The sequence below is a fragment of the Pigmentiphaga soli genome (genome assembly GCF_039541095.1).
GTDB classification, from domain to species: Bacteria; Pseudomonadota; Gammaproteobacteria; order Burkholderiales; family Burkholderiaceae_B; genus Pigmentiphaga; species Pigmentiphaga soli.
This window is the reverse complement of record NZ_BAABFO010000030.1, coordinates 34,266-58,962: the sequence shown is the minus strand read 5'-3', so window position 1 is coordinate 58,962 and position 24,697 is coordinate 34,266. Positions and strand designations below refer to the sequence as shown.

The following is a 24,697-nucleotide window of genomic DNA, read 5'->3' as shown; positions in this document are numbered from 1 at the left end:
GCCGCGACCGGCCGTGGCGCGCGCAACGGCACGGCGCGCGCCGCGGCCGGCGGCACGCCGTCGCCGGGCGCGGCGTCGGCCTCGGCCGTGAAAGCCAGCATGCGCAGGCACGCCATCACGAAACCCGCGTATTCGTCGGGCGCCAGCGCCAGCTCGGCGCGGCTGTGCACGGCGATCGAATAGAACAGCTGGACGGCGTCGGGATCGAGCGTTGCCGCCAGCCGCTCCAGGTCTGGCGTCAGCGGATCGTCTTCGGGCAGCGTGCCGGCCACCCGCTGCGCGAGCGCGATGCGCGACAGCATCACGGCCAGGTCGGCCAGCGCGCCGGCATACGACAGGCTGCGCGCCGACAGTTCGTCGGCTACCGCCACCACCGCCGGCCCGTCGGCCGCCGCGACGCCGTCGAGCAGCCGCACCAGGTGGCGCTGGTCGATCGTGCCCAGCATGCCGCGCACCGCCTCTTCGCTGAGGTTGCCGGCGCTGTAGGCGATGGCCTGGTCGGTCAGCGACAGCGCGTCGCGCATCGAACCGCGCGCGGCCTGCCCGATCAGGCGCAGCGCCGGCGTCTCGAACGGCAGGCCCTCTTCATGCAGGATATGCTGGAGATGGCCGACGATCGCCTCGGGCGGCATCTGCTTCAGGTTGAACTGCAGGCAACGGCTGAGCACCGTGACCGGGATCTTCTGCGGATCGGTGGTGGCCAGGATGAATTTGACGTGCGGCGGCGGCTCCTCTAGCGTCTTGAGCATCGCGTTGAACGCGTGCCCGGTCAGCATGTGGACTTCGTCGATCATGTAGACCTTGAAGCGGCCGGAGGTGGGCGAATACACCGCCTGCTCCAGCAGCTGCGTCATCTCGTCCACCCCGCGGTTGGAGGCGGCGTCGAGCTCGAGGTAATCGACGAAGCGGCCCGCATCGATCTCGGTGCAGGCGCGGCACTGCCCGCAGGGATGCGAGGTAATGCCCGTTTCGCAATTCAGCGACTTGGCCAGGATGCGCGACAGCGTCGTCTTGCCCACGCCGCGCGTCCCGGTGAACAGCCACGCATGATGCAGGCGCTGCGTATCGAGCGCGTGGCTGAGCGCACGCACCACGTGTTCCTGCCCGACCAGCGTCTCGAAAGAACGCGGCCGCCATTTGCGAGCGAGCACCAAATAAGTCATGCCCGGATTGTAGCCGTGTCAAAGAGGAAGAGAGGAACGCTGCAGGAGCGCCACGAGCCGCCAAAGCCCCAAAAAAAGCTCGGCGATCCAGGATGCGGTGGATCCGGCTCCGCCGGTCCACCCGCATCGCCCCCTTGAGGGGGCGCGCGAAGCGCGCAGGGGTGGGAACATTCGGGTGGCGAGCCTGACTTCGGCACTGGCGGGATACAGCTGTGGCTGCTTCGTTCCCGACCTGACCAGGTTCACCGCTCCGCCATGCGAAGGGGCCCGCCACCACGTAGTGTAGCAGCTACGCCAGCGGTCTGCCGGGGCGGCGCCTCGTTGTCGGCCCCGCCCCCCCCTGCGGCGGTTGCCTCGCCCAAGAAGTGGGGAAAAAAGAACGCTTCGCCACCGCGGCAGCGGCCCTTCGGTCCCCGGGCTTGGAAAATCGGCGGCATTGCGGTTACCATTCGAAGTATCTAGGGCGACTCGCCGCGATCGACGCCGGCGCCCACCTGCCCCTCCCCCGTCTTGCACTGCCGGTTCCGTGTGCTTTCCCGGGGTATCCCGCCGGGCCAATGCGCCGGAACACCGCACAGCAAAGACCTTGAATCCGAGTCCAGGCACCCACATCTAATCAACACGGATACCGTCATTGCGCGCCGCCGCCATCCGGCTGCGCCCCTTTCTCCTAAGGAAAACCATGAGCGACGCGATCAAACACGTGAGCGACTCCTCTTTCGAAGCCGATGTGATCCGGGCCGACGGTCCGGTCCTGGTAGACTACTGGGCCGAATGGTGCGGCCCATGCAAGATGATCGCCCCGATCCTCGAGGAAGCCGCCGTGCAGTACGATGGCAAGGTAACCATTGCCAAACTCAACGTCGACGACAACGGCGCCACGGCCGCCAAGTACGGCATCCGCGGCATTCCCACGCTGATGCTGTTCAAAGATGGCAAGGTCGTGGCCACCAAGGTCGGCGCGCTGTCGAAATCGCAACTGACCGCTTTCCTCGACAGTTCGCTGTAAGCGGTTATTGCATAATCTGTAGCACTTTGCAGCTTCCCGCGGGCCGCGCCGGCCCGCGATCCCCGACGTCGACTCCGCCCGCATCCGCCGGCACCGGTCCGCACCCCGCGGCCCTGCCCGGCCGAACCGGTCCCGACACAAACTAAAAGAAAGCATCGTCCTCCCGCAGGACGCGCCATTACCCGAACTCCCCCCGGAGCTTTACCCGCGATGCATCTCAACGAACTGAAGGCGCAGCACGTTTCGCAACTGCTGGAAATGGCCGCCACGCTCGAAATCGAAAACGCCAGCCGACTGCGCAAGCAGGAGCTGATGTTCGCCATCATGAAGCGCCGGGCCAAGCAGGGCGAGCCGATCTTCGGCGACGGCGTGCTGGAAGTCCTGCCCGACGGCTTCGGCTTCCTGCGCTCGCCGGAAACTTCGTACCTGGCCAGCACCGACGACATCTACATCTCGCCCTCGCAGATCCGCCGCTTCAACCTGCATACCGGCGACTCGATCGAAGGCGAGGTGCGCACGCCGAAAGACGGCGAGCGCTATTTCGCGCTGGTCAAGGTCGACAAGGTCAACGGCCAGGCGCCCGAGACCATGAAGCACCGGATCATGTTCGAGAACCTGACCCCGCTGCACCCGAACAAGATGCTGCGCCTGGAGCGCGACATCAAGAGCGAGGAAAACCTCACCGGCCGCATCCTCGACATCTTCGCGCCAATCGGCAAGGGCCAGCGCGGCCTGCTGGTGGCCAGCCCGAAGTCCGGCAAGACGGTGATGATGCAGCACATGGCGCACGCCATCACCACCAACCACCCCGACGTGACGATGATCGTGCTGATGATCGACGAACGTCCGGAAGAAGTGACCGAAATGCAGCGCTCGGTGCGCGGCGAGGTGGTGGCCTCCACCTTCGACGAACCGGCCACGCGCCACGTGCAGGTGGCCGAAATGGTGATCGAGAAGGCCAAGCGCCTGGTCGAGCTCAAGCACGACGTGGTCATCCTGCTCGACTCCATCACCCGTCTGGCGCGCGCCTACAACACGGTGGTGCCGGCCTCGGGCAAGGTGCTGACCGGCGGCGTCGACGCCAACGCCCTGCAGCGGCCCAAGCGCTTCTTCGGCGCCGCGCGCAACCTGGAAGAAGGCGGCTCGCTCACCATCATCGGCACCGCGCTGATCGAAACCGGCAGCCGCATGGACGACGTGATCTACGAAGAATTCAAGGGCACCGGCAACTCCGAAGTGCACCTGGAACGCCGCCTGGCCGAAAAGCGCGTCTACCCCGCCATCAATCTGAACAAGTCCGGCACGCGCCGCGAAGAACTGCTGATCAAGCCCGACATCCTGCAAAAGGTGTGGGTGCTGCGCAAGTTCATCTTCGACATGGACGAGATCCAGTCGATGGAATTCATCCTCGACAAGATGCGCTCCACCAAGAACAACGCCGAATTCTTCGACATGATGAAACGCGGCGGGTGATTGAGACCCACCCCCTACGCGCTTCGCGCGTCCCCCTCGAGGGGGCGATGCGGGCGGACCGGCGGAGCCGGATCCGCCGCATCCTGGGGGGCGTGGGCGGCATGCGACGGCCCGCTCGTTGCCTGGGCCGTGCGGCACGGGCGAGTCGGGCCCGGGGGTCAATCCAGGCGGATGCCCTGGGCTTTGATGATCGGGGCCAGGCGATCGATTTCTTTCCGGGCGAAGTCCATGACGTCTTCCGGCCTGCCCGGCATGACGTCAAGCGCCAGCGTGCCTAGCTGGCGGGATACGGCCGGGTCGCGCAAGACAGCGTTGAGTTCCGTATTCAGGCGCTGGATGATGGCCGGGGGAGTGGCGCTGGGCGCGATCAGCGCGTAGCGCACGGCAAAGTCGAAGTCCTTGTAACCCGCTTCCTGCAGGGTGGGAACGTCGGGCAGGGCGGCGCTGCGCCGGCCGCTCAATACTGCCAATGGCCGCAGCCGGCCGCCGAGGATGAAGGGTTTGGCCGACGCGACAAGGTCGAATACCGAGGCGACATCGTCGGCCAGCAGCGCATTCAGCGCGGGCGGGCTGCCCTTGTACGGAACGTGCATGAGGTCGGCGCCGGCGCGGGCCTTGAACAGTTCCCCGGCAATGTTCATGGCAGTGCCGTTGCCGGCCGAACCGTAGGCCAGGGAACCGCCCCGCGACGCTTTGACGAATTCGTCCACGTGCCGGATGGGGGACCTGGCGTTCACGACCAGGACCAGCGGCGAATAGGCCAGCATGCCCACGCCGGTGAAGTCCTTGCGGGCATCGTAGGCCTGGCGCTCGTAAAGCAAGGGGTAGAGCACCAGGGGCGTGGTCCCGCCCAGCAGCATGGTGTAGCCGTCCGGCGGCGAATCGGCCACGTACTTCGCGGCGATGGCGCCGCCGGCGCCGGGCTTGTTCTCGACCACTACCGGCTGCCCGAGCCGGCGTCCGAGGCCGTCGGCCACCGTGCGGCCCAGGATGTCGGCGGCGCCGCCGGGCGTGTACGGAACCACCAGCTTGAGCGGCCTGGCGGGGAAGGACTGCGCCATTGCAGGCGGGCACGCGGCCAGGACGAGGCCGGCCGCGAACGCCGCGATGCCGCGGCAAACGATGCGAATCATGTTGTCTCCTTTTCGTGGGGTCCGGGGCGCCGCTCAACCGCTGGTGGCCGGCACGCCGGGAATGTCGGGACGCGCCATCTGGAACCGGTCGGTCACGCGGGTGTACATGCCGGCGCCTTCCAGCCGGCCGATGGGCGCCAGCCGGGCGGCGTCCACGTAGAACCTGGACGGGTCCACGATGCCTTCGCGGTAATGCATCATGACCACCTCGCCGATGACCAGATGGTTGGGCCGGCGGCCCACCTTGATGATGTCGATCAGCCGGCATTCGAACTGGGCCGGGCATTCCTCCAGGCGCGGCGGGCGCACCTTCAGGGACGGCGCCGTGCGCAGCTGGGCGAAGTCGATTTCGCTGGTGCCCAGCGGGAAGTCCGCCGAACAGATATTCATTTTTTCCTTGACCCCTTCGTCGACGATGTGAACGACGAACTCGGGAAGGTGCTCGATATTGCGGCCGGTATCCTTGACCTGCCCGGCTCGGGGAGTCAGGGAAAACATCAGCATCGGAGGATCGACGCCGATCATGTTGAAGAGGCTGAATGGCGCCGCGTTGGCCACGCCATCGGCCCCGAGTGTCGTCACCAGCGCGATGGGCCGGGGAATGATGGTCCCGCTCATCAGCTTGTACTGCTGCCTGGGATCCAGCGCGTCCGGATCGAAGGAGGTCATGTCAGGCCTGGGCATGTTCATCGGCTTCTTCCTTGCCTATCGTGAATTTCCACCCGCAGGCCCGCAGCCGGGACACGACCTCGGCGCCGAAGCGGGACGCGATCTTCTCCGCGGTGGCAGGATCGCGGTCGATGTCGTCGAACTGATCGCGCTCTCCCTGCACGATCACCAGCAGGTGCGCGTCGTGGTCCGACAGGTTTTCGAACCGGCGCGTGACGGCAGGCGGCACCGCGATCAGGTCCAGGTGCTCCAGCACCGTGCTTTCCTCGCCCTTGTCGCCCCACTGGATCAGCCAGCGGCCGGTCAGGCACATGAAGGTTTCGTGAGTGCTGTAGTGCACGTGCAGCCCCGGCCCCTGGCCCGGCGGGCAGGTCACGATGCCTAGACGGAAGACGCCGGCGTCGCCGCCCTCCACGGCGGGCCGGGGCGAGATCTGCCCGGGCAGCGGCCCCGGCGACATGACGTTGAACGTCGCCTTGGCCGTGATCATCTCCATGACCTCCTGGGGCAATCCCAGCTTCTCCTGGATGCGGGCCTTGGTGGACACGAGGTCCTTGAACCGCGCGATGCGGCTTTTCATTTCTTCCTGCGTAGGGGTGTATCGCTTCATGATGGTCTGGTTTCCGTGGAGGATGAATCGAACATGTGGCGAATCGCCTGCGCTGCCTGCTCCAATGCGAGGCGGGCAGGTTGCAGCGTGGCCGCATGCATGACAAACGCGTGGGGCATGGCCGGGAACAGGGCAAGCTGGCGGGGCACGCCCGCCTGTTCCAGGCGCCCGGCAAGATCCCGGGTGTCGGCCAGCAAGGGATCTTCCGTGCCGCAGCCCAGCCACATCGGCGGCAGGCCCCGCAGGTCCTGCAGGAGAGGAACCGGTCCGGGCACGGCCTGCGGATCCGCATTCCCCAGATAGCTTTGCCATACCCACCGGGAATAGGGCCGGGCGCCGGTCTTCGGTCCGCCGCAATTGGGGTAGAAAAGGACGAGGCCGGCGGGCATGGCCGCCCCCCGGTCCCGCAGTGCGAGCGCGGCCGAAAGCGCCAGCGTCGCGCCCGCGGATTCGCCGAACAGAACCCACGCGTCCTGTTGCAGGCCGAGGGCGGCGCCGCGGCGGCGAAGCCAGGCCAGCACGCAGAGGATCTCCTCCTGCTGGGCCGGGTAGCGGTACTCCGGCGTCCTGCGATAGTCGATCGCCGCCAGCACGCAGCCGGTGAGCACGGCCAGGCGGTGGATGGTGCCGAGGTGCGAATCGATGCCGCCGGCCCAGAATCCCGCGCCTCTCAGGAAAACGACGCATGGAGCCTTTTGCTGGCGGTGGGCAGATACCAGGCGGACCGGAATGTCTCCATGCGGCCCTTGCACGACGTGGCTGTCCGACCTGGCCACTTCGGGGATCCTGCCGTTCAGCGCCCGGAAGTAGAGCGACTGCTGCCGGCGGGCGTCCTCGATGGACATGGTCAGCGGATCGCCCGGCCGCTGTCCGGCCAGGGCCTGCCGCGCTTCCTGAAAAGTCCGGTACATGGTGGAGAAAGGCCGTTGGTGAGAACCGGATTAGACTTCAGCCGCCTGGCTCGTTGCCATGGGCATTTGCTAATCTTTAAAATTAGCATCCATGGATAATATGGACTTCCGGCTGCTTCGCGCCCTGCTCGCCCTGATCACGGAAAGAAGCGTGACCCGCGCCGCGAACCTGCTGGCAGTGGGCCAGCCGGCGTTGAGCCAGACGCTGGGCAAGCTGCGGAAGCATTTCAACGATCCCCTGCTCGTCCGCACCCGCGGCGGCATGGTCCCCACCGACCGGGCGCGCGAGCTGGAACAGTCGGCGCGCGCCATCCTGGCCGAGTACGACAGGATGATCTCGCCGGCCGATGGCTTCGATCCGGCAACGTCGCGCCGCCGCTTCGTGGTCAGCATTCCCGAGTACGCGGAGCACATGCTGATGCCGCCGCTGCTGGAGCGCCTGAGGCGGGAATCGCCCGACATCCGGATCGAAGTGCGCCCTCCCCAGCCGGCCAGGGCCATCGAGCAGCTCGAAGCGGGCGACCTGGATCTGCGCATTGCATGGCTGCTGGCCCCTACTCCCACCCTCCGGTCGATGCCCCTGTTCCAGGACCAGGTCGTCTGCCTGGCCAGCCGCGCCCACCCCACCATCCAGGGCAGCCTGACAGTGGACGATTTCCTGGGCTGCCCCCACGTACGCCCGTTGGGAACGGGCCGGCCGACCACCGCCGTCGTGCTGGATGAAGCCCTGTCCAGGGAGAGACGGAAGATCGACCGTCCTTTCCTGGTCGAGAACTTCTTGACCATACCGGCCATCGTCGCCCGCACCGACATGCTGGCGACCCTGCCGCGCATGCTCGCCCGGCCGTTCGCGACCCAGTATGAACTGCAGCTACTCGAAGTCCCGCTGCGCCTGCCGCGCATCCGCTACGCCGCGTACTGGCACGAGCGCAGCCAGAAGGATCCGGGCAGTCGCTGGCTCCGGACCATGCTTCAACAGGCCGCTCGCACACTTTCCTAACGTTACGCTTGCCTTGCCGCCGCTTTCAGGCGATAATTTCTGGCTTGATTTTTACTACCACTTCTGGGAACGTGGCCAGGGGCTGGGATCCAAAAAAGCGGCTTGGAAAAAGCAATGGACACCCAGGGCTCGGCTGGCGCCCCTTCGTGAAGGAAATATGCCATGAAAGAAGGCGTGCACCCCGAATACCGCGACGTCGTGTTCCAGGATCTGCAGACGGGCAACAAGTTCATCACCCGTTCGACCCTGAACTCGCGCGAAACCATCGAAATCGACGGCAAGACCTACCCGCTGTTCAAGTGCGACGTGACGTCGGAATCGCACCCGTTCTACACGGGCGCGCAAACCCGCATCGTGGAAACCGGCCGCGTGGAAAAATTCCGCGCCCGCTTCGCCCGCACCGGCGCCAAGACCTCCGCCTGAAACCGGGGTACGATCGGCCAGCAAGGCAGCCTCGACAGGCTGCCTTTTTTGTCTGTGCCGTCTTTGCTTTTTCCATGCCTTTGCGGGTCCGATGTCCACATCCTTCGCTCCTGACGCCTTCGACCGGCCGTCGCTGCCCAACCCGGCGCGGCTGACGACGACCGCGGCCACCAAGCTGCCGCGCTGGGCGCTGCTCGGGCTGTGCCTGGCCTACATCGTGACCGGCCTGGTGCTGCGCGAGCCGTGGAAGACGGAAGACGTGATCGGCCTGGCCCAGATGTGGTCGGCCGCCAACGGCGGCTGGCTGCAATGGCTCACGCCCGAGGCGGCCGGCATCGCGGTGGCGCAGGAAGGCCCGCTGGCCACCTGGGCCGGCGCGATCTGCATGTGGCTGTTCGCCGGGCCGTTCGGCCACGTGTTCGCCAGCCGCATTCCCAACCTGATCTGGTTCGGCATCGCCAGCGCCAGCCTCTGGTACGGCACCTACCTGCTGGACCGCCGGGCCGAGGCGCAGCCGCTGGCGCTGCCCTTCGGCGGCCAGCCCGACGCGCGCGACTACGGCCGGATGCTGGCCGATGCCGCGCTGCTGCTGCTGATGGCCACGCTGGGCGTGTTGTGGCGCTCCCACGAAACCTCGGCCGAGCCGGCCGCGCTGGCGTTCCAGGCGCTGGCCTTCTATTCGCTGGCCCGCATGCTGGACCACCCGCGCTCGGGCGCGGCCACGCTCGGCCTGGCGCTGGGCGGCGCCTTCCTGGCGCGCGGCCTGCCGGCCGTGCTGCCGCTGCTGGTGGCGCTGGCGCCGCTGGCGGCGTGGTCGCGGCCGTTGCGGCCGGCGCTGCGCTGGATGCTGCTGGTCAGCCTGCCGCTGGGCGCAGCGCTCGGGCTGGCGTGGTGGCTGCCGGCCACGCTGCGCAATCCGTACTGGATGAACGGCTGGTGGAACTGGCACGGCAGCGTGCTGGGCTGGATCACGCCGTATGGCCTGTCGGCCGCGCTGCGCAACATGCCCTGGTTCCTGTGGCCGACCTGGCCGCTGGCGCTGCTGGCGCTGTGGCGCTGGCGCGGCCACCTGGCCTCGCCGCACGTGCACGTGCCGCTGGCGCTGCTGGCCGCGGCGCTGGCCATGCTGCCGTTCACGCGCCAGCCGGTCGACGCCGAATACCTGGCGATGGTGGCGCCGGCCGCCGCGCTCGGCGCGCTGGCGCTGCCCACGCTGCGGCGCGGGCTGATCAATACGCTGGACTGGTTCGCCGTGATGGCGTTCTCGGCCGCCGCCGCGGTGGTATGGATGGGCTGGGTGGCCATGATGACCGGCGTGCCGCCGAAGATCGCCCACAACATCGCGCGCCAGACGCCCGGATTCGTGGTCGAATTCGCGCCGCTGGCGGTCACGCTGGCGGTGCTGGCCACCGGGGGCTGGGTGGCGGCGGTGGTGTGGCGCCTGAGATCGCGGCCGACCGCGCTGTGGCGGGGCTCGATCCTGTCGGCCGCCGGCGTGATCGTGACATGGCTGCTGATGATGACGCTGTGGCTGCCGTCGATCAACTACAACAAGAGCTACCGCGACGTGTCGGGCCGCCTGGCCGCCGCGCTGGCGCAGGACCGCGCGCGGCACGGCGCGCCCCGCTGCGTGCGCAGCAGCGGCCTGGGACTGGCCCAGCGCGCGTCCTTCTTCGTGTTCGACGGCTTGCGCTTCGAGTTCGCCACCAACTGCCCGCTGGTGCTGTTGCAAGGCAACGCCTCCGACCTGCGAAACCAGGCGAGCAGCGGCGAATACGCGCACGCGCAAGTGCTGTGGGAAGGCAGCCGGGCCTCCGAAACCCGCCTGCCGCCCGAGCGACGCGAATATTTCATGCTGGTCAGGCCCTAGACGCCGGCCCGTCCCCCGATGAGCGTCTCTGCACGGCCTTCCGCGGCGTCATCCCCTGCGCGGCGCATCCTCCAGCAAAGCTGGCCGGTGCTGGTGGGCCAATGGGCGGGCATGGCCTTCGGCGTGCTCGACACCGCGATGACGGGCCATGCCTCGCCTGTGGCGCTGGCCGCGATGGCGCTGTCGGTATCGATCTACGTGACGGTGTTCGTCGGCCTGACCGGCGTGCTGCACGCGCTGATCCCGATCGCAGCCCAGCATTTCGGCGCCGGCCGGCTGGCGCAGATCGGCCGGGCCTGGGGACAGGCGGTGTGGCTGGCGCTCGGGCTGTCGGCGCTGGGCGGCGCGCTGATGATGTTTCCCGGGCCGTGGCTGTCGATGTCGGGCGACATCGCGCCCGAGGTGCGCAGCCAGATCGAGGGTTACCTGCACATGCTGGTGCTGGCGCTGCCGGCGGCGCTGGTGTTCCGCACCGTCTACGCGCTCAACACCGCGGTGTCGCGGCCCAAGGTGGTGATGACGATCAACCTGGCCGGCATCGGCGCCAAGGCGCTGTTCAACTGGCTGTTCATCTACGGCAAGCTGGGGCTGCCGGCGCTGGGCGCGGTAGGCGCCGGGTTGTCGACCGCGCTGGTGTTCTGGCTGGCGGTGGCCGTCAGCGCCTGGGTGCTGTGGCGCGACCCGTTCTACCGGCCGTTCGCGCTGCGCATCGGGCTGCCGCGCTGGGCCAGCCTGCGCGAACTGCTGCGGCTGGGGGTGCCGATGGGCGGCTCCTACCTGGTGGAGGTGACCTCGTTCACTTTCATGGCGCTGCTGGTGGCGCGCGAGGGCGTGTACGCCACCGGCGGCCATCAGATCATGGCCAATCTGATCGCGCTGTGCTACATGATGCCGCTGTCGCTGGGCATCGCCAGCGGCGCGCTGACCGCGCAGGCGATCGGCGCCGCCGACCACGAACGCGCGCGCCGCACGGGCTCGGCCGGGCTGGCCCTGGCGCTGGGCGGCGCGGCCGCCACCATCGCGCTGGTGACGGCGGGCCGCGGCTGGATCGTCGACGCCTACACCAGCGACCCGCGCGTGGCCGCTGTGGCGCTGGGGCTGCTCACGATGCAGCCGCTGTTCCATTTCTTCGACGCGCTGCAATGCTGCACCTCGTACCTGCTGCGCGCCTACAAGATCGCGGTGGCGCCGATGCTGATCCAGATCGGCACGCTATGGGGCATCGGCCTGCTGGGCGGCTGGTGGCTGGGCTACGGCCCGGCCGCCGGCGCGCTGGCAGCGCCGCTGGCGCGCATCATGCCCGGCGCGCCCACGGGTGCCGCCACGCTGTGGCTGATGGCATCGGTCAGCATCGCGGTCTCGGGGCTGATGCTTCAGGCCTGGTATCGGCGCGTGCTGCGGCTGCGCAACCCGCATTCCGTCACGCCTGCTTAGATGCCTTTTTTTTGCTGCGCCACCCCACCCAGGATGCGGCGGATCCGGCTCCGCCGGTCCGCCCGCATCGCCCCTTGAGGGGCGCGCGAAGCGCGTAGGGGTGGGCCTCTCCTTGCGCGCGAAGCGCGTAGGGGTGGGCCCTCTACTTGCGCGCGAAGCGGATAGGGGTGGGTCATACCCTGATAAAGTGTTCCCGGTAATACTTCAGTTCGTCGATCGATTCATAGATGTCGGCCAGCGCCTCGTGCCGGCTTTTCTTCTCGAAGCCGCGGTAGATTTCCGGCTTCCAGCGCCGGCACAATTCCTTCAGCGTGCTGACGTCGAGGTTGCGGTAGTGGAAGAAGGCTTCCAGCCGCGGCATGTAGCGCACCATGAAGCGCCGGTCCTGGCTGATGGTGTTGCCGCACAGCGGCGACTTGCCCGGCGGCACGTACTGGGACAGGAAGTCCAGCAGCTGGTCTTCGGCCTGCTCTTCCGTCAGCGTGGACAGGCGCACCTTGCCGATCAGCCCGGTGCGGCCGTGGGTGCTCTTGTTCCAGGCGTCCATGGCCTCGAGCAGTTCGTCGGACTGGTGGACCACCAGCACCGGGCCCTCGGCCACGGTGTTGAGTTCGGAATCGGTTACCACCACGGCCACCTCGATGATGCGTTCCTTTTCCGGGTCGAGACCCGTCATTTCCATGTCAAGCCAGATCAGATGATTCTCGTTCAGGGCCATATAATCGATGCTCCGGGGCCGTGCAGTGTGTCTTTCGCGCGGCCAGGCCGCGGCGCCATCCGCTGATTTTCTCACAGGCCGCGGGGCGCCCCCTTTCCCGCTCTTCCGCCAACGGTTCCTATCGTGTTCACCCTGCTGTTCGTCGCGCTGCTGCTGGCCGGCACCGCCACCCGGCTGTGGCTGGCCAGCCGCCAGATCCGCCACGTCGCCCGCCATCGCGCCAGCGTGCCGGCCGAGTTCGCCGGCCGCATCGGCCTGGCCAGCCACCAGCGCTCGGCCGACTACACCATCGCCCGCCTGCGTTTCGACATGTTCGCGCTGCTGTTCGACGCCGCGGTGCTGGTGGGCCTGACGCTGCTGGGCGGCCTGCAGGCGCTGGACCACCTGGCGCGCGCGCTGTCCTCGCACGACCTGCTGCGCCAGTTGCTGCTGCTGGGCCTGGCGGCCGGGCTGCTGGCGTTGCTGGGGCTGCCGTTCTCGCTATGGCGACAGTTCGTGCTGGAGGCGCGCTTCGGCTTCAACCGCATGACGGGCCGGCTGTACGCGGCCGACGCCCTCAAGGCGCTGCTGCTGGCAGTGGCGCTGGGCGGGCCGCTGGCGGCCGCCATGCTGTGGCTGATGGGCACCGCCGGCCGGCTGTGGTGGCTGTGGGGCTGGGCGCTGTGGACGGTGTTCAACCTGTTCGTGCTGTTCCTGTTCCCCACCGTCATCGCGCCGATGTTCAACACCTTCAAGCCGCTGGCCGACCCCGACCTGGCCGGGCGCATCCAGGCGCTGGCGCGGCGCTGCGGCTTCGCGCTGAACGGGCTGTTCGTGATGGACGGCTCGCGCCGTTCGGCCCACGGCAATGCGTATTTCACCGGCTTCGGCAAGGCCAAGCGCATCGTCTTCTTCGACACCCTGCTGGCGCGGCTGAACGGCGACGAGATCGAGGCCGTGCTGGCGCACGAACTGGGCCATTTCAGCCATCGCCACATCGTCAAGCGGCTGGCCTTCAGCTTCGCCGCCTCGCTGGCCTTCTTCGCGCTGCTGGGCTGGCTGTCGCGCCAGGCGTGGTTCTACACGGGGCTGGGCGTGACGCCGGCGCTGGGCGGCGCCAACGACGCCATGGCGCTGTTGCTGTTCTTCCTCGCCATGCCGGTGTTCACCTTCGCCTTCACGCCGCTGGCGAGCTGGTATTCGCGGCGGCACGAGTTCGAGGCCGACCGTTTCGCGGCCGAGCACGCCGATGCGGGGCAACTGGTGTCGGCGCTGGTCAAGCTGTACGACGACAACGCCGCCACGCTGACGCCCGACCCGCTGCACTCGGCGTTCTACGATTCGCATCCGCCGGCCGCCATCCGGATCGGCAGGCTGCAGGAGGCATCATGACCGACGGTACCGTGAACCGCATCCTGACGCTCGATCAATTGCGCACGGCCCACTGCACGCGGGTCGACGGCGCGCCGCTCGGCGCGGCGCACGTCCAGGAACAGCTGCGCGCGCTGCCGCAATGGACGACGGTGCGCGACACGCTGCAGCGCAGCTTCCGCTTCGCCAATTATTACGAGACGCTGGCCTTCGTCAATGCGATCGCATGGGTCGTCCACCGCGAAGACCATCATCCCGAGCTGCGCGTCGGCTACGACCGGGTCGAGGTCTCGTTCACCACCCATTCGGTCAAGGGCATCTCGATCAACGACTTCATCTGCGCCGCCAAGGTAGACATGGTGTCGGGTTCATGAGCGAAGCGGCGGTCGAAGGCCTGGTCGTCGCCGCCTTCGGGCGCCACTTCACCGTGGAATGCGACGACGGCGCGGTCCGCCAGTGCTACCCGCGCGGCAAGAAGGCCACCGCGGCGGTGGGCGACCGCGTGCGGATCGGCCCCGAGGGGCGGACCGAAGGCGCGATCGTCGCGGTCCTGCCCCGGCGCAACCTGCTGTACCGCTCCGACCAATTGCGCAGCAAGCAATTCGCCGCCAACGTCGACCGGCTGTTCATCGTGACGGCCACCGAGCCGGATTTCTCCGACGATCTCGTCGGCCGCGCGCTGGCGGGCGCCTGGAGCGCCGGCATCGCGCCGCACGTGATCCTCAACAAGATCGACCGGCCGGCCCGGCTGGCGCAGGCGCGCGCACGGCTGGCGCCAGTGGCCGCGCTCGGCGTGCCGGTAATCGAATTGAGCGCGCTCGACGCGCCGGCGGTGCGGGCGCGGCTGGCGCCGCTGCTGGCCGACGCCACCAGCCTGCTGCTGGGCCAGAGCGGCATGGGCAAGTCGACCCTGCTCAACGATCTGGTGCCCGAGGCGGCGGCCGCCACCCAGGCCCATTCCGAGGCGCTCGGCACCGGGCGCCACACGACCACCAGCACCCGCCTGTACCACCTGCCGGCCGATATTGCGCACGGCGCACGCCTGATCGATTCGCCGGGCTTCCAGGCTTTCGGGCTGCAACACCTGGACCGCGAGCAGATCGCCCGGGGCTTTCCCGAATTCGGACCCTACGCGCCCCACTGCCGGTTCTACAACTGCACCCATCTGCACGAGCCGGGCTGCGCGGTGCTGGCGGCGCTGGCAGACGGCCGGATCGACCCCCAGCGCCACGCCTTGTATGCGCGGCTGCTGGCGGAGCTTGCCGCCGCCCAGCGCTATTGATACGCTTTTCCGGCAGGCCGCAGCCGCTGCTCTACCGCGCGCCGCCGCGCATGCATTCTTCCTGCCTCCGGAACCTGCCGTGGCCTATCCCGCCATCCAGCGCCTCATCGAAACGCTCGCCGTCCAGCCCGGCGCCCACGGCGCGCTGAAGCTGGGTGCCGATGGCATGGTGGTCGGCCGCTTCCGGCAGTTCGAGGTGGGCAGCCATTTCCAGCCGGTGGTGCGGCTGGACACCGGCGCCGCCGCCGGCCACGACGCCTACGCCCGCCCGCAGGCGGCCGGCGGCGCTGCCGTCAGCCCGCTCATGCTGTTCTCCCAGGTGGCCGACGATGCCGACGTGGTCCAGCTCGACCGCCTGTGCCGGCTGGTGCACACCGTCAATTATTTCTCCCGGCCGGGCGCCGAAGGCCCGCTGCTGCTGCGCGTGCACGGCCGCCTGCTGGCCGCGATCACGCAGGACCACGGCACCGCGTTCGGCCGCATGGTGGAGGCCCTGGGCGTGCAGCCGGCTTCGATCGTGCTGCAACTGCCGGCGGAAACATCCCGCGACGTGCTGCCGGCCGGCATCGTGATCGGCAACTACCGGCGCGCGGGCTTCAAGGTGGGCGTGAATCCCGGTTCGGCCGACGAAGCGCGTTCGCTGATCCGGCTGCACGCGCCCGACGTGGTCAAGCTCGACCTGCGCACGCTGGCCGAGCCGGAACGCCACGTGCCCGACCTGCTGGCCCTGGCGCACCGCAGCTCGGTGCAGGTGATCTTCAAGTGCCTGGAAGATCCAGCCGCGCTGGCCGCATTGCGCGGCTGGGGCGCGGAATTCGCCCAGGGCCGTTAGTGGTTGTGGTCGAGCAGGTCGGCCATGTCGTCGGCGTGTTCTTCCTCGGCCGCCAGGATCTGCTCCATCAGGCGCCGCGTGGTCGGGTCGCCGTCGCCCAGGTATTGCACCATGGCGCGGTAACTGTCGATGGCGATGCGCTCGGCCACCAGGTTTTCCTTGATCATGCTTTCGAGCGTGTCGCCTTCCACGTACTGCGCATGGCTGCGGTCCAGCATGCCCACCGGCGAGAAGTTCGGCGCTCCGCCCAATTGCACGATGCGGGCGGCGATCTGGTCGGCGTGGCTCTGCTCTTCGGCCGCATGTTCGGCGAATTCCGCCGCCACCGGCTCCGCATGGATGCCCTTGGCCATGAAAAAGTGGCGTTTGTAGCGCAGCGTACAGACCAGTTCGGTGGCCAGCGCTTCGTTGAGCATGTCCAGCACCGCTTCGCGGTCCGCGCCGTAGCCTTCCGTTACCGCGCCGTCATCGAGATTTTTCCGGGCCTTGTCGCGGATCGCGTCCACGTCGAGCCGGAACGTTTGCCGGGGCGACTGCCGGGTTGGCATATCCATGTTTTGCTCCTGCGTGGTGTATGTGGGAGCCGCAATTGCCGCAGGAATCGTGCCCAGCCCGCTGGCGAGCGGCCAGGAACGGCATGGCGCGGCCAAGCGTGGCAAACCGGCCGTATGAGGGCATGCCGCGCATGCCCGGCGGAAACGGCCGGGCAGAATTTACATGGCCGGGCGTTTCACGCCGACTGGCCGCCCATCATCGAGGCGCATATGCCGGCGCAGGCGACACAGGCCTGGGCACAGGCCTGGCAATGCGCCGCCGGATGGGACGCGCATTCCTCGCCGCAGGCCTCGCAGATGCGGGCGCACAACAGGCAGGTTTCCGCCGCGAACGCGCTGTCGCGCGCCATGAATGCCGCCGTCAGGCGGCAGATGGCGGCACAGTCCAGGTCGAACCGGATGCAGCGGGCCATTCGGTCGACGTCGTCCTCGGCCAGGCAGGCCGCCGCGCAGCGGTCGCAGGCCAGCGCGCAATCCTGGCAGGCCCGGATCGCGGCGTCGTAGTTGCTATCGTTCATGGCACCTCCGCCAGTTCGACCTTGATCCAGCCCGGCTGGCGGGTATCGAAGGCCTTGCAGGCCTCGACGACGGCGCGTCGCCCGGCACCCAGTTGCTGCCGTCGGGTCGGGCGTGCGGCGCGATGGCGCGGGCTTCCTGCTCGAATTTGCCGGCCGGCGCCTTTTCCGCCGCCGGGCCATGGTGGGCGTGCACGGCATCCACCCCCACCGCGTCGATCGAGCAGTCCCACGCCGATCCCGCCCGTCAGCGCGTGGATGGTCTGCACCGGGTCTTCGGCATCGAAATCGATGACTTCGGCGCCCTGGGCGCGCGCCATCTCCAGCCGGTCCGGCACGGCGTCGACCGCGAAGATGCGGCCGGCGCGCATCAGCTTGGCCGAGGCGATGGCGAACTGGCCCACCGTGCCGGGCGCCACGCCTTCCATCGTGCCGCGGATGAAGTGCAGGTCGGTACCGCCGATCGCGGCGGCCGTGAGCCGCACGATCGCGTCGGTGTCCTGCTCGATGCGGGGTTCGGGAACGTCGTCGACGCGGATGTCGCCGATGCCGTGGAATACGACTGCCTTCATGGTGGAGCCCTCCGTGGATGCCGTTGCGGGTGCGGCATTGCCGCAGGCCGCCGCGGCGACGCGACCACGCAAGACGCGTGCCGCCGGCGGCCAGGCGCCGTACGCGGAAAAAGGCCGGCGCGGCGCCGGCCAAGGGCGCGGTCGGCGGCCGTCACGGACGAGCAAGGGATCGGCGCGGTGTAAGAGTTGCCCCTTGCCCCGCGTCCGGCTCATGGCAGGTCGAACAGCAGCACCTCGGCTTGCCGGCCGTCGCTCAGCGTGAGCTGCTCGAGGTCGGCGATCTTGGCGCCGTCGCCGGCCGACAGCGGCGTGCCGTTGAGACTGAGCTCGCCGCGCGCCACGTGCAGGTAGGCGCGGCGGCCGGGCTCGAGCCGGAACTCGATTCGTTCGTCGCCGTCGACCAGGCCGGCGTAGACCTGTGCGTTCTGCACGATCTTCAGCGAGCCGTCGCGGCCGTCCGGCGAAACCACCAGCCGCAGCGCGCCGCGCCGTTCGGCCGGATCGAAATGCCGCTCCTGGTAGTTCGGCTGGACGCCGGCCTTTTCGGGCACGATCCAGATCTGCAGGAAGTGCACGTTCTCGGCCCCGGAGTGGTTGAACTCGCTGTGCCGCACGCCCGTGCCCGCGCTCATGACCTGCACGTCGCCCGGCCGGATGACCGAGCCGCTGCCCATCGAATCGCGGTGTTCCAGCGCGCCGTCGAGCACGTAGGAGATGATCTCCATGTCGCGGTGGCCATGGGCGCCGAAGCCCTGGCCGGGCGCGACGGTGTCGTCGTTGATCACCCGCAGCACGCTCCACCCCATCTGGGCCGGATCGTAGTAATCGGCGAACGAAAAGGTGTGATGACTATTGAGCCAGCCGTGACTGGCATGGCCGCGGTCGGCCGCTTTGCGAAGCTCGATCATGTCCCGACTCCTGTGTACGTGGCTGACGCGATGGCGTCGATGGAGTCATCTTAGGCTTTACCCATCCAATAATTAAGGCCAGAATTTTGGTGGTTCTTATTCGATTCTTCGATAGTTTTCCTAGGCGGCGGGATCCATGAAAAACGTAAAGATCCCCTCGACCACGCTGGAGCAGTGGCAGTTGCTGCAGGCGGTGGTCGAATGCGGCGGCTATGCCCAGGCGGCCGAAGCCCTGGGGCGCAGCCAGTCCTCGGTCAGCTACATGGTGGCGCGGCTGCAGGAACAGCTGGGGGTGCCGCTGCTGGCCATCGAGGGGCGCAAGGCGCGCCTCACGGCCAACGGCCGGATCCTGCTGTCGCATGCGCAGCACGTGCTGGCCGGCGCGCACCGGCTGGAAGACCTGGCGGCCAGCCTGGAACGGGGCTGGGAGGCCGAATTGCGGCTGGCGGTCGACGTGGCCTTCCCTACCCCGCGGCTGCTGCTGGCGCTGGCGGCGTTTGCCGCCTCCGCCCCGCAGACCCGCATCCAGCTGATGGAAGTGGTGCTGTCGGGCGCCGACGAAGCCCTGCTGGCCAAGGCGGCCGACGTGGTGGTCGGCACGCGCATCCCGCCGGGCCACCTGGGCGACCCGCTGGCACAAATCGAATTCGTGGCCGTGGCCCATCCCGGCCATCCGCTGCACCGGCTGGAACGGCCCTTGTCCGGCGAAGATCTGAAAGACCACCTGCAGATCGTGCTGCGCGACTCGGGTACCCGCAGCCCGCGCGACGACGGCTGGCTGGGCTCGACGCAGCGCTGGACGGTCACCAGCATGGAAACCTCGGCGGCGATGGTGGCGGCCGGCCTCGGCTACGCCTGGCTGCCGTGCCACCTGGTCACCGCCGCGATCGCGCGCGGCGCGATGAAGCCGCTGCCGCTGGAACAAGGCGCCACCCGCCGGGTGCCGCTATACCTGATATTCGCCGCCGGCGTCCGGATCGGCCCGGCGGCCCGCCGGCTGGTGCAAGTCCTCGAAGAAGCCGCAGCCGCGCCCGAACCGCCGGCCATCGCTTGAAGCATCCGCCCGCCGCCTCAACGCGGTCCACCCAGGACGCAGCGGATCCGGCTCCGCGGTCCGCCAGCGTCGCCCTCTGGGGGGCGCGCGGCGCGTACGGGGGGCCTAACCCGTGAATTGGAGGCGGTACAGCGCCGCGTACAGTCCATTGGCCGCAAGCAGCTCCGCATGGTTGCCCTGCTCGACGATCCGCCCCTGGTCGAGCACGATGATCCGGTCGGCGTTCTGCACCGTGGAGAGCCGATGCGCGATGACCAGCGTGGTGCGGCCTTTCATCAGGCGCTCGAGCGAGGCCTGCACCTGCCGCTCCGATTCGTTGTCGAGCGCCGAGGTCGCCTCGTCGAGGATCAGGATCGGCGCATTCTTGATCAGCGCCCGCGCGATGGCCAGGCGTTGGCGCTGGCCACCCGACAGACGCGCCGCGTTCTCGCCCACCGAGCTGTGGATGCCCTGCGGCAGGCTTGCCACGAATTCCAGCAGGTTGGCGTCGGCCAGCGCGCGCCGCACCTCCTCTTCGGACGGCGTGTGGGCGGCGCCGTAGCCGACGTTGGCGGCAATGGAATCGTCGAACAGGACCACGTCCTGGCTGACCAGCGAGATGTGGGCGCGCAGATTGGCCAGCCGGAGCTGTTCGATGTCGACGCCGTCGATGCGGATGGTGCCCGAGGTAGGCGCGATGAAATGCGGCAGCATCGACATCAGCGTGGTCTTGCCGCTGCCCGAGCGGCCGATGAAGGCCACCGTCTGGCCCGGCTCGACCGTGAACGACACGTCCTGCAGCGTCATCGCCTGTGCATCGGGAAAGCGGTGCGAGATGCGGTCGTACTCGATGTGTCCGCGCACCGGCTCGGGCAGCTCGCCGGTGCCGGCGTCGGCCTCGGGCAGTTCGTCGACCAGCGCGAACACGCTTTCGGCCGCCACCAGCATCTTCTGCATCGGATTGGCGATGTTGGCCAGCCGCTTGAGCGGGTCCAGCATCTGGATCATCGCGGTAACAAAGGCGGCGAAGCCACCCACGGTGATCTGGTTCGAGCCCGACTGGCCCAGCGCGGTCGACACCACGATGGCCAGCGCCACCGCGGCGATCATCTGGGTGATGGGCGCCGAGGCGGCCGAGGCGACCGCATTGCGCATCGCGAAGCGCCGCAGCCGCGCGTTGATCTTGCGGAAGCGCTCGAACTCGCTGTCGTAGCCGCCGAACAGCTTGATCACGCGCTGGCCGTCGATGCCTTCGCTGACGACCTTGGTGAGCTCGCCGTTCATCGCGATGGTTTCGCGGTTGATGCGGCGCACCCGGCGCCCGATGATGCGCATGATCGCCGCCGACAGCGGGAAGGCCACCAGCGCGATCAGCGTCATCTTCCACGACAGGTACAGCAGCACGCCCACCAGCGACACCACGATCAGGGTTTCGCGCACCAGCGTGATGATGACCTCCGTGCCCAGCTGCATCACCGTGGCCGCGTCGACCACGAAGCGGTTCAGCAGCACCGACGAGCCCATCCGCTTGAAATAGGTGTCGGGCAGGCGCAGCAGGCGATCGAACATCTCGGCGCGCAGGTCGGCCAGCACGTTGTAGGCGACCCAGGCCAGCAGGTAGTCGCTGCAGAAATTCATGATCCCGCGCACCAGGAAGATGGCGATGATGGCCAGGGGCACCAGCCAGACGTAATGCGGCCGGTCGCCGCTGAAACCGCCGTCGAGCATGGGTTTCATCAGCATCGCCAGCAGCGGCTGGGAGGCCGCCACGCCGACCAGGAACAGCGTTCCTACGGCCAGGCCGACCCAGTATTTGAAGACGCGGCTGTAGACCCGGCGCCAGAGGTAGGACTTGACAGGTTGCGAACTCACTACGGATTTCCAGGGGGAGGACGGCGCGGCGATGTTAAGCTCGCTGCGCGGCGGCGATGGGGCCGCTTACAATCTGAATCGCGTGATTGTACGCGGCCCTCCCGGACGCCGCCGGTGCGGCGGTTCTAGCCTGATTCTTCGATGCCGGATTCTCTATACGTCAGACTGCCCAATTGGGTCGGAGACACTTGCATGTGCCTGCCTGCGCTGGAACTGCTGCGGGCCAGCGGCCGGCCCCTGGTGCTGTGCGGCCGGGGCTGGGCCGCCGACCTGCTGGCCGGTTTCGGCGCGGCCGGCTTCGTGGCGGCCGGCGCCGGCATACGCGCCGACGCCGCTGCGCTGCGCACCGCGCGGCGGGCGTCGCTGCCGCACCGCGCAGCGGCCCGCGATACCCATGCGCATGGCGTGGTTTTTCCCAATTCGCTGTCGAGCGCGGCCGCCTTCCGGTTGGCCGGCATTGCCGCCGCCGGCTACCGCGGCGACGGCCGCAGCCTGCTGTTGCGCTGGCCGTTCGCCCGGTCGCGCGGCCCGTTGCACGAAGTCGAGGTGTTCTACCGGCTGGCGCGCCAGAGCCTGGTCGCCTGGCGCTGGGCCGACGCGCCGCCGGCCGGCCCCATGGCCATGCTGCGCCTGCCGCTGACGGCCGGCCACGAGGCCGGGGCGGCCGGCGCGCTGGCCCAGGCCGGCGTGGAAGGCGGCTTCGTGCTGCTGGCGCCTACCGTGGTCGGCACCCACCAGGGCCGGCCCAAGGCCTGGCCGCATTTCGGCGAGCTGGCGCTGGCGCTGGAACGGGCCGGCCACCGCTGCGTCGTCTGCCCGCCGGCGGCCGAGGCCGACGCGGCCCGCGCCGCCGTGCCGGCCGCCACCGTACTGCCGCCGCTGTCCCTGGGCGCCTTCGCCGCGCTGGCACGGCGCGCGGCGCTGGTGGTCTGCAACGACTCGGGCGCCTCGCACGTGGCCGCCGCGGTCGGCGCCCGCCAGATCACGCTGTTCGGCGTCACCCGCCGCGAGCGCACCGGCCCCTGGTCGCCCAATGCCGAATGCCTGGGCTCGCACGACGCCTGGCCGGGCACGGCCGAAGTGGCCGACGCCGCGCTGCGCCTGCTGGCCGCCTCCCGCCTCGACGAGACCTCGTGATGCCACGCCCGCCCGGCAGCGCGCTCGTGATCGCCCTTCGCTACCTGGGCGACGTCCTGCTGGCGACGCCGCTGGCCCGCGCGCTGCGCAGCCGCTATCCGGACTGCGCGGTCGACATGCTGGTGTTCAGCGGCACCGAAGGCATGCTGCGCAACAACCCCGACCTGCGCGACGTCATCACGATCGCCGAGCGCGGCGGCCGCGACGCCACGCTGGCCATGCTGCGCCGCCTGTGGCGCCGCTACGACATGGCCCTGGTGCCGCAGCCCGGCGACCGCCCCCACCTGTTCGCGCTGGCGGCGGCGCCGCTGCGCTACGGCTTCGTGCCGGCACAGGCCGGCCAGGCGTGGTGGAAGCGGCTGTCTTTGACCCGGCCGCTGGTGGCCGAGCCGGGCAGCCACCGGGTCCAGGAAAACGAACGCCTGGCACGCGCCGCCGGACTGGGGCCGACCGGCGCGCTGGTCGCCCCCACCGCCGGCCTGCAGCCCGGCGACTGGCCGGCGCGGCTGGCGCGGTCGCTGCCCGACGGGCCGCCGTTCGACCCGGCGCGGCCCTATGCCGTGATCCACCCCTATCCGCGCTGGCGCTACAAGCGCTGGCACGTGCCGGGCTGGCAGGCGCTGATCGCCGGGCTCGAGGGCGACGGCCTGCAACTGGTGCTGACCGGCGGCCCGCAGGCCGACGAAACGGCGTATGCCGACGCGCTGCTGGATTCGCTGCCGCCTGGCCAGCGACGCGCCATCCTGCGCGTGCAGGGCCGGCTCGACCTGGCCGAGACGGCCGACCTGCTGCGGCACGCCCGGCTGTACGTCGGCCCCGACACCGGCACCACCCATCTGGCAGCCGCCTGCGGCGCCCCCACGCTGGCGCTGTTCGGCCCCACCGATCCGCGCGCCTGGGGCCCCACCCCGGCCAGCGGCCTCGACCGCCCCTGGGAGCGCGCCGCGCCCCGGCAGCGGCGCGGCAACGTCATCCTGTTGCAGAATTCCGGACGGGGCTGCGTGCCGTGCCAGCAGGAAGGCTGCCAGCGCCGGCGCGACAGCGCCAGCGACTGTCTCGACAGCCTCGATGCCGGCGCCGTGCTGGCGGCCGCCCGCGACCTGCTCGGAGAAACCGCCCGATGAAGATCGGCATCGCCTGCCATCGATTCGGCCACGGCGGCGGCATGGAACGCTATACGCTCGACGTGGTCGACGGCCTGCGCCGGCTGGGCCTGCGCCCGGTCGTGTTCGCGCGCGCCTTCGACCGCGACATCGAGGCCTACCGCGACATCGATCCGGTGCTGATCCGCGTCGGCGCCCTGCCGGGCAAGCTGCGCGACCACGTGTTCTCGCACCGCCTGCGGGCCATCAAGGCCGAGTACGGCCTGGACGCGCTGATCGGCTGCAGCCGCACCGAGGTGTCCGACCTCGCAATCTGCGGCGGCACCCACCTGGGCCACATCGCCCATCGCGACAAGCCCGCCGGCTTCTGGGACAAGCGCCTGATCGCGCTAGAGGCGGCCCACTACGCCAACGCCCGCTACGTGGTGGCGCATTCGGAGCTGATGGCGGCCGAGCTGCGCACCCTGTACGCGGTGCCGGCCAGGCGTATCGTGGTCCTGAACCCGCCGGTGGACGAACGGCGCTTTCACCCGGTCGACGCCGCCAGCCGCCTGCGGCTGCGGCACGCGCTCGAACTGCCCGACGACCGGGTGGTATTCCTGTTCGCGTCCACTGGCCACGAACGCAAGGGCTACCCGATGCTGGCGGCCAGCTTCGCGCGCAGCCGCCTGCCGGTGCTGCTTGCGGTGGCCGGCCGCCCGATCGAGACGCCGGCGCCCAACGTCCGCTACCTCGGCTACCGGCAGGACATCGAAAATTGCTACCGGGCCGCCGACTACACCATCCTGGCGTCGCGCTACGAACCGTTCGGCCTGGTCGGCCCGGAATCGGTGCTGTGCGGCACGCCGGCGCTGCTGGCCGCCAACATCGGCTGCGCCGACACGCTATCGGGGCGCGCCGGGCTGCGCTTCGACGGCAATGATCCGGCCTCGCTCGAAGCCGCCGTCGAACGCGCCGTCGCCACCGTCCGGCGGGGCGAGGCCCGGCTCCAGGACCCGCGCAGCCACCTGTCCTACAACCCGGAGATCACCGCGCACGTCCGGGCGCTTCTCGATCTCGCGGAGGCAGCCGCGCCGCTGCGGCAGTGGTCATGACCGCGGCGGTCCCGGCCGCGCGCGGGGCCGGG

Annotated in this window: 24 protein-coding genes, 1 other RNA gene and 1 pseudogene; 14 read left to right on the top strand and 12 right to left on the bottom strand. The window is 69.2% G+C overall.

What is annotated here, in order from left to right:
* The coding region (gene dnaX / locus ABD927_RS21815; RefSeq protein WP_345251979.1) for a DNA polymerase III subunit gamma/tau at window positions 1-1,163 on the bottom strand (1,163 nt) is incomplete at its 3' end.
* 174 nt (window positions 1,164-1,337) lie between these two features.
* Window positions 1,338-1,435, bottom strand: an RNA gene (ffs, locus tag ABD927_RS21810) — signal recognition particle sRNA small type.
* A gap of 410 nt (window positions 1,436-1,845) precedes the next feature.
* Between ffs and trxA the strand changes: the two genes are divergently transcribed.
* Window positions 1,846-2,172: a thioredoxin TrxA gene (gene trxA / locus ABD927_RS21805; protein WP_345251978.1), complete on the top strand. Its 327-nt coding sequence runs from the start codon at window positions 1,846-1,848 to the stop codon at window positions 2,170-2,172.
* Window positions 2,173-2,382: 210 nt separating this feature from the next.
* Window positions 2,383-3,645, top strand: coding sequence for a transcription termination factor Rho (gene rho / locus ABD927_RS21800; RefSeq protein ID WP_345251977.1), 1,263 nt, complete (start codon window positions 2,383-2,385; stop codon window positions 3,643-3,645).
* Between the two features lie 158 nt (window positions 3,646-3,803).
* Here the strand turns inward: rho and ABD927_RS21795 are convergent, their stop codons facing one another.
* From ABD927_RS21795 to ABD927_RS21780, 4 genes are read right to left on the bottom strand one after another with little or no spacing between them, the layout of a single operon-like run.
* Window positions 3,804-4,778, bottom strand: coding sequence for a Bug family tripartite tricarboxylate transporter substrate binding protein (locus ABD927_RS21795; RefSeq protein ID WP_345251976.1), 975 nt, complete (start codon window positions 4,776-4,778; stop codon window positions 3,804-3,806).
* A 33-nt stretch (window positions 4,779-4,811) separates the two neighbouring features.
* Window positions 4,812-5,468, bottom strand: coding sequence for a flavin reductase family protein (locus tag ABD927_RS21790; protein WP_345251975.1), 657 nt, complete (start codon window positions 5,466-5,468; stop codon window positions 4,812-4,814).
* Complete coding sequence (locus ABD927_RS21785) at window positions 5,449-6,057, bottom strand: cupin domain-containing protein (protein ID WP_345251974.1); 609 nt, start codon at window positions 6,055-6,057, stop codon at window positions 5,449-5,451. The genes ABD927_RS21790 and ABD927_RS21785 overlap by 20 nt, the downstream gene beginning before the upstream one ends.
* Window positions 6,054-6,968, bottom strand: a complete 915-nt coding sequence (locus ABD927_RS21780) for an alpha/beta hydrolase fold domain-containing protein (RefSeq protein WP_345251973.1) — start codon at window positions 6,966-6,968, stop codon at window positions 6,054-6,056. Before ABD927_RS21780 ends, ABD927_RS21785 begins: the two co-directional genes overlap by 4 nt.
* A 100-nt stretch (window positions 6,969-7,068) precedes the next feature.
* Between ABD927_RS21780 and ABD927_RS21775 the strand changes: the two genes are divergently transcribed.
* From ABD927_RS21775 to ABD927_RS21760, 4 genes are all read left to right on the top strand, one after another.
* Window positions 7,069-7,968, top strand: coding sequence for a LysR family transcriptional regulator (locus ABD927_RS21775; RefSeq protein ID WP_345251972.1), 900 nt, complete (start codon window positions 7,069-7,071; stop codon window positions 7,966-7,968).
* A gap of 162 nt (window positions 7,969-8,130) precedes the next feature.
* Window positions 8,131-8,391, top strand: coding sequence for a type B 50S ribosomal protein L31 (locus tag ABD927_RS21770; protein ID WP_345251971.1), 261 nt, complete (start codon window positions 8,131-8,133; stop codon window positions 8,389-8,391).
* A 91-nt stretch (window positions 8,392-8,482) separates the two neighbouring features.
* A complete protein-coding gene (locus tag ABD927_RS21765; RefSeq protein WP_345251970.1) occupies window positions 8,483-10,261 on the top strand; it encodes an ArnT family glycosyltransferase in 1,779 nt (592 codons plus the stop codon).
* Between the two features lie 18 nt (window positions 10,262-10,279).
* Window positions 10,280-11,695, top strand: coding sequence for an MATE family efflux transporter (locus ABD927_RS21760; RefSeq protein WP_345251969.1), 1,416 nt, complete (start codon window positions 10,280-10,282; stop codon window positions 11,693-11,695).
* Window positions 11,696-11,867: 172 nt separating this feature from the next.
* Here ABD927_RS21760 and orn read toward each other — a convergent pair whose 3' ends face one another.
* Window positions 11,868-12,413, bottom strand: a complete 546-nt coding sequence (orn, locus tag ABD927_RS21755) for an oligoribonuclease (RefSeq protein WP_345251968.1) — start codon at window positions 12,411-12,413, stop codon at window positions 11,868-11,870.
* Between the two features lie 123 nt (window positions 12,414-12,536).
* Between orn and ABD927_RS21750 the strand changes: the two genes are divergently transcribed.
* From ABD927_RS21750 to ABD927_RS21735, 4 genes are all read left to right on the top strand, one after another.
* On the top strand, window positions 12,537-13,784 hold the full coding sequence (locus ABD927_RS21750; RefSeq protein WP_345251967.1) for a M48 family metallopeptidase: 1,248 nt from the start codon (window positions 12,537-12,539) through the stop codon (window positions 13,782-13,784).
* The gene (locus ABD927_RS21745) at window positions 13,781-14,137 is read left to right on the top strand and encodes a 4a-hydroxytetrahydrobiopterin dehydratase (protein ID WP_345251966.1); all 357 of its coding nucleotides are present in this window, start codon (window positions 13,781-13,783) and stop codon (window positions 14,135-14,137) included. The genes ABD927_RS21750 and ABD927_RS21745 overlap by 4 nt, the downstream gene beginning before the upstream one ends.
* Window positions 14,134-15,045 carry a ribosome small subunit-dependent GTPase A gene (rsgA, locus tag ABD927_RS21740; protein WP_345251965.1) on the top strand — a complete coding sequence of 304 codons (912 nt, stop codon included), beginning with the start codon at window positions 14,134-14,136 and terminating at the stop codon, window positions 15,043-15,045. The genes ABD927_RS21745 and rsgA overlap by 4 nt, the downstream gene beginning before the upstream one ends.
* Window positions 15,046-15,124: 79 nt before the next feature.
* A complete protein-coding gene (locus ABD927_RS21735) occupies window positions 15,125-15,877 on the top strand; it encodes an EAL domain-containing protein (protein ID WP_345251964.1) in 753 nt (250 codons plus the stop codon).
* Here ABD927_RS21735 and ABD927_RS21730 read toward each other — a convergent pair.
* The 4 genes and pseudogenes from ABD927_RS21730 to ABD927_RS21715 all read right to left on the bottom strand — a co-directional run bounded on the left by ABD927_RS21730 (window position 15,874) and on the right by ABD927_RS21715 (window position 18,426).
* Entirely contained in the window at window positions 15,874-16,431 is a 558-nt protein-coding gene (locus tag ABD927_RS21730) for a ferritin-like domain-containing protein (RefSeq protein ID WP_345251963.1), read from the bottom strand. The two genes, ABD927_RS21735 and ABD927_RS21730, sit on opposite strands and share 4 nt — an antisense overlap.
* Window positions 16,432-16,607: 176 nt before the next feature.
* Window positions 16,608-16,949, bottom strand: a complete 342-nt coding sequence (locus tag ABD927_RS21725; protein ID WP_345251962.1) for a four-helix bundle copper-binding protein — start codon at window positions 16,947-16,949, stop codon at window positions 16,608-16,610.
* A 67-nt stretch (window positions 16,950-17,016) separates the two neighbouring features.
* Window positions 17,017-17,518, bottom strand: a pseudogene (locus tag ABD927_RS21720) (zinc-binding dehydrogenase); the annotation flags it as partial.
* A 209-nt stretch (window positions 17,519-17,727) separates the two neighbouring features.
* Window positions 17,728-18,426 (bottom strand): pirin family protein, encoded by a 699-nt coding sequence (locus tag ABD927_RS21715; RefSeq protein WP_345251961.1) that lies wholly within the window; start codon window positions 18,424-18,426, stop codon window positions 17,728-17,730.
* Window positions 18,427-18,562: 136 nt separating this feature from the next.
* Between ABD927_RS21715 and ABD927_RS21710 the strand changes: the two genes are divergently transcribed.
* A complete protein-coding gene (locus ABD927_RS21710) occupies window positions 18,563-19,480 on the top strand; it encodes a LysR family transcriptional regulator (RefSeq protein WP_345251960.1) in 918 nt (305 codons plus the stop codon).
* Between the two features lie 105 nt (window positions 19,481-19,585).
* On the opposite strand, the gene msbA is transcribed toward ABD927_RS21710, so the two are convergent.
* Window positions 19,586-21,331, bottom strand: coding sequence for a lipid A export permease/ATP-binding protein MsbA (gene msbA, locus ABD927_RS21705; RefSeq protein ID WP_345251959.1), 1,746 nt, complete (start codon window positions 21,329-21,331; stop codon window positions 19,586-19,588).
* Between the two features lie 192 nt (window positions 21,332-21,523).
* Between msbA and ABD927_RS21700 the strand changes: the two genes are divergently transcribed.
* Genes ABD927_RS21700 through ABD927_RS21690 form a run of 3 tightly spaced genes read left to right on the top strand, consistent with a single transcriptional unit; the run spans window position 21,524 to window position 24,665 of the window.
* A complete protein-coding gene (locus ABD927_RS21700; RefSeq protein ID WP_345251958.1) occupies window positions 21,524-22,468 on the top strand; it encodes a glycosyltransferase family 9 protein in 945 nt (314 codons plus the stop codon).
* A complete protein-coding gene (locus ABD927_RS21695; RefSeq protein ID WP_345251957.1) occupies window positions 22,468-23,592 on the top strand; it encodes a glycosyltransferase family 9 protein in 1,125 nt (374 codons plus the stop codon). The genes ABD927_RS21700 and ABD927_RS21695 overlap by 1 nt, the downstream gene beginning before the upstream one ends.
* On the top strand, window positions 23,589-24,665 hold the full coding sequence (locus ABD927_RS21690) for a glycosyltransferase family 4 protein (protein WP_345251956.1): 1,077 nt from the start codon (window positions 23,589-23,591) through the stop codon (window positions 24,663-24,665). The genes ABD927_RS21695 and ABD927_RS21690 overlap by 4 nt, the downstream gene beginning before the upstream one ends.
* The last annotated feature ends 32 nt before the right edge of the window (window positions 24,666-24,697 follow it).

Excerpts from the sequence above, each read along its gene's own strand:
- ABD927_RS21765 (WP_345251970.1), top strand. The coding sequence starts at position 8,483 with ATGTCCACATCCTTCGCTCCTGACGCCTTCGACCGGCCGTCGCTGCCC.
- ABD927_RS21695 (WP_345251957.1), top strand. The coding sequence starts at position 22,468 with ATGCCACGCCCGCCCGGCAGCGCGCTCGTGATCGCCCTTCGCTACCTG.
- ABD927_RS21690 (WP_345251956.1), top strand. The coding sequence starts at position 23,589 with ATGAAGATCGGCATCGCCTGCCATCGATTCGGCCACGGCGGCGGCATG.
- ABD927_RS21780 (WP_345251973.1), bottom strand. The coding sequence starts at position 6,968 with ATGTACCGGACTTTTCAGGAAGCGCGGCAGGCCCTGGCCGGACAGCGG.
- ABD927_RS21790 (WP_345251975.1), bottom strand. The coding sequence starts at position 5,468 with ATGAACATGCCCAGGCCTGACATGACCTCCTTCGATCCGGACGCGCTG.
- ABD927_RS21760 (WP_345251969.1), top strand. The coding sequence starts at position 10,280 with ATGAGCGTCTCTGCACGGCCTTCCGCGGCGTCATCCCCTGCGCGGCGC.
- ABD927_RS21785 (WP_345251974.1), bottom strand. The coding sequence starts at position 6,057 with ATGAAGCGATACACCCCTACGCAGGAAGAAATGAAAAGCCGCATCGCG.
- ABD927_RS21700 (WP_345251958.1), top strand. The coding sequence starts at position 21,524 with ATGTGCCTGCCTGCGCTGGAACTGCTGCGGGCCAGCGGCCGGCCCCTG.
- ABD927_RS21770 (WP_345251971.1), top strand. The coding sequence starts at position 8,131 with ATGAAAGAAGGCGTGCACCCCGAATACCGCGACGTCGTGTTCCAGGAT.
- ABD927_RS21715 (WP_345251961.1), bottom strand. The coding sequence starts at position 18,426 with ATGATCGAGCTTCGCAAAGCGGCCGACCGCGGCCATGCCAGTCACGGC.
- ABD927_RS21775 (WP_345251972.1), top strand. The coding sequence starts at position 7,069 with ATGGACTTCCGGCTGCTTCGCGCCCTGCTCGCCCTGATCACGGAAAGA.
- rho (WP_345251977.1), top strand. The coding sequence starts at position 2,383 with ATGCATCTCAACGAACTGAAGGCGCAGCACGTTTCGCAACTGCTGGAA.
- trxA (WP_345251978.1), top strand. The coding sequence starts at position 1,846 with ATGAGCGACGCGATCAAACACGTGAGCGACTCCTCTTTCGAAGCCGAT.
- ABD927_RS21730 (WP_345251963.1), bottom strand. The coding sequence starts at position 16,431 with ATGGATATGCCAACCCGGCAGTCGCCCCGGCAAACGTTCCGGCTCGAC.
- ABD927_RS21710 (WP_345251960.1), top strand. The coding sequence starts at position 18,563 with ATGAAAAACGTAAAGATCCCCTCGACCACGCTGGAGCAGTGGCAGTTG.
- ABD927_RS21725 (WP_345251962.1), bottom strand. The coding sequence starts at position 16,949 with ATGAACGATAGCAACTACGACGCCGCGATCCGGGCCTGCCAGGATTGC.
- rsgA (WP_345251965.1), top strand. The coding sequence starts at position 14,134 with ATGAGCGAAGCGGCGGTCGAAGGCCTGGTCGTCGCCGCCTTCGGGCGC.
- ABD927_RS21795 (WP_345251976.1), bottom strand. The coding sequence starts at position 4,778 with ATGATTCGCATCGTTTGCCGCGGCATCGCGGCGTTCGCGGCCGGCCTC.
- ABD927_RS21745 (WP_345251966.1), top strand. The coding sequence starts at position 13,781 with ATGACCGACGGTACCGTGAACCGCATCCTGACGCTCGATCAATTGCGC.
- orn (WP_345251968.1), bottom strand. The coding sequence starts at position 12,413 with ATGGCCCTGAACGAGAATCATCTGATCTGGCTTGACATGGAAATGACG.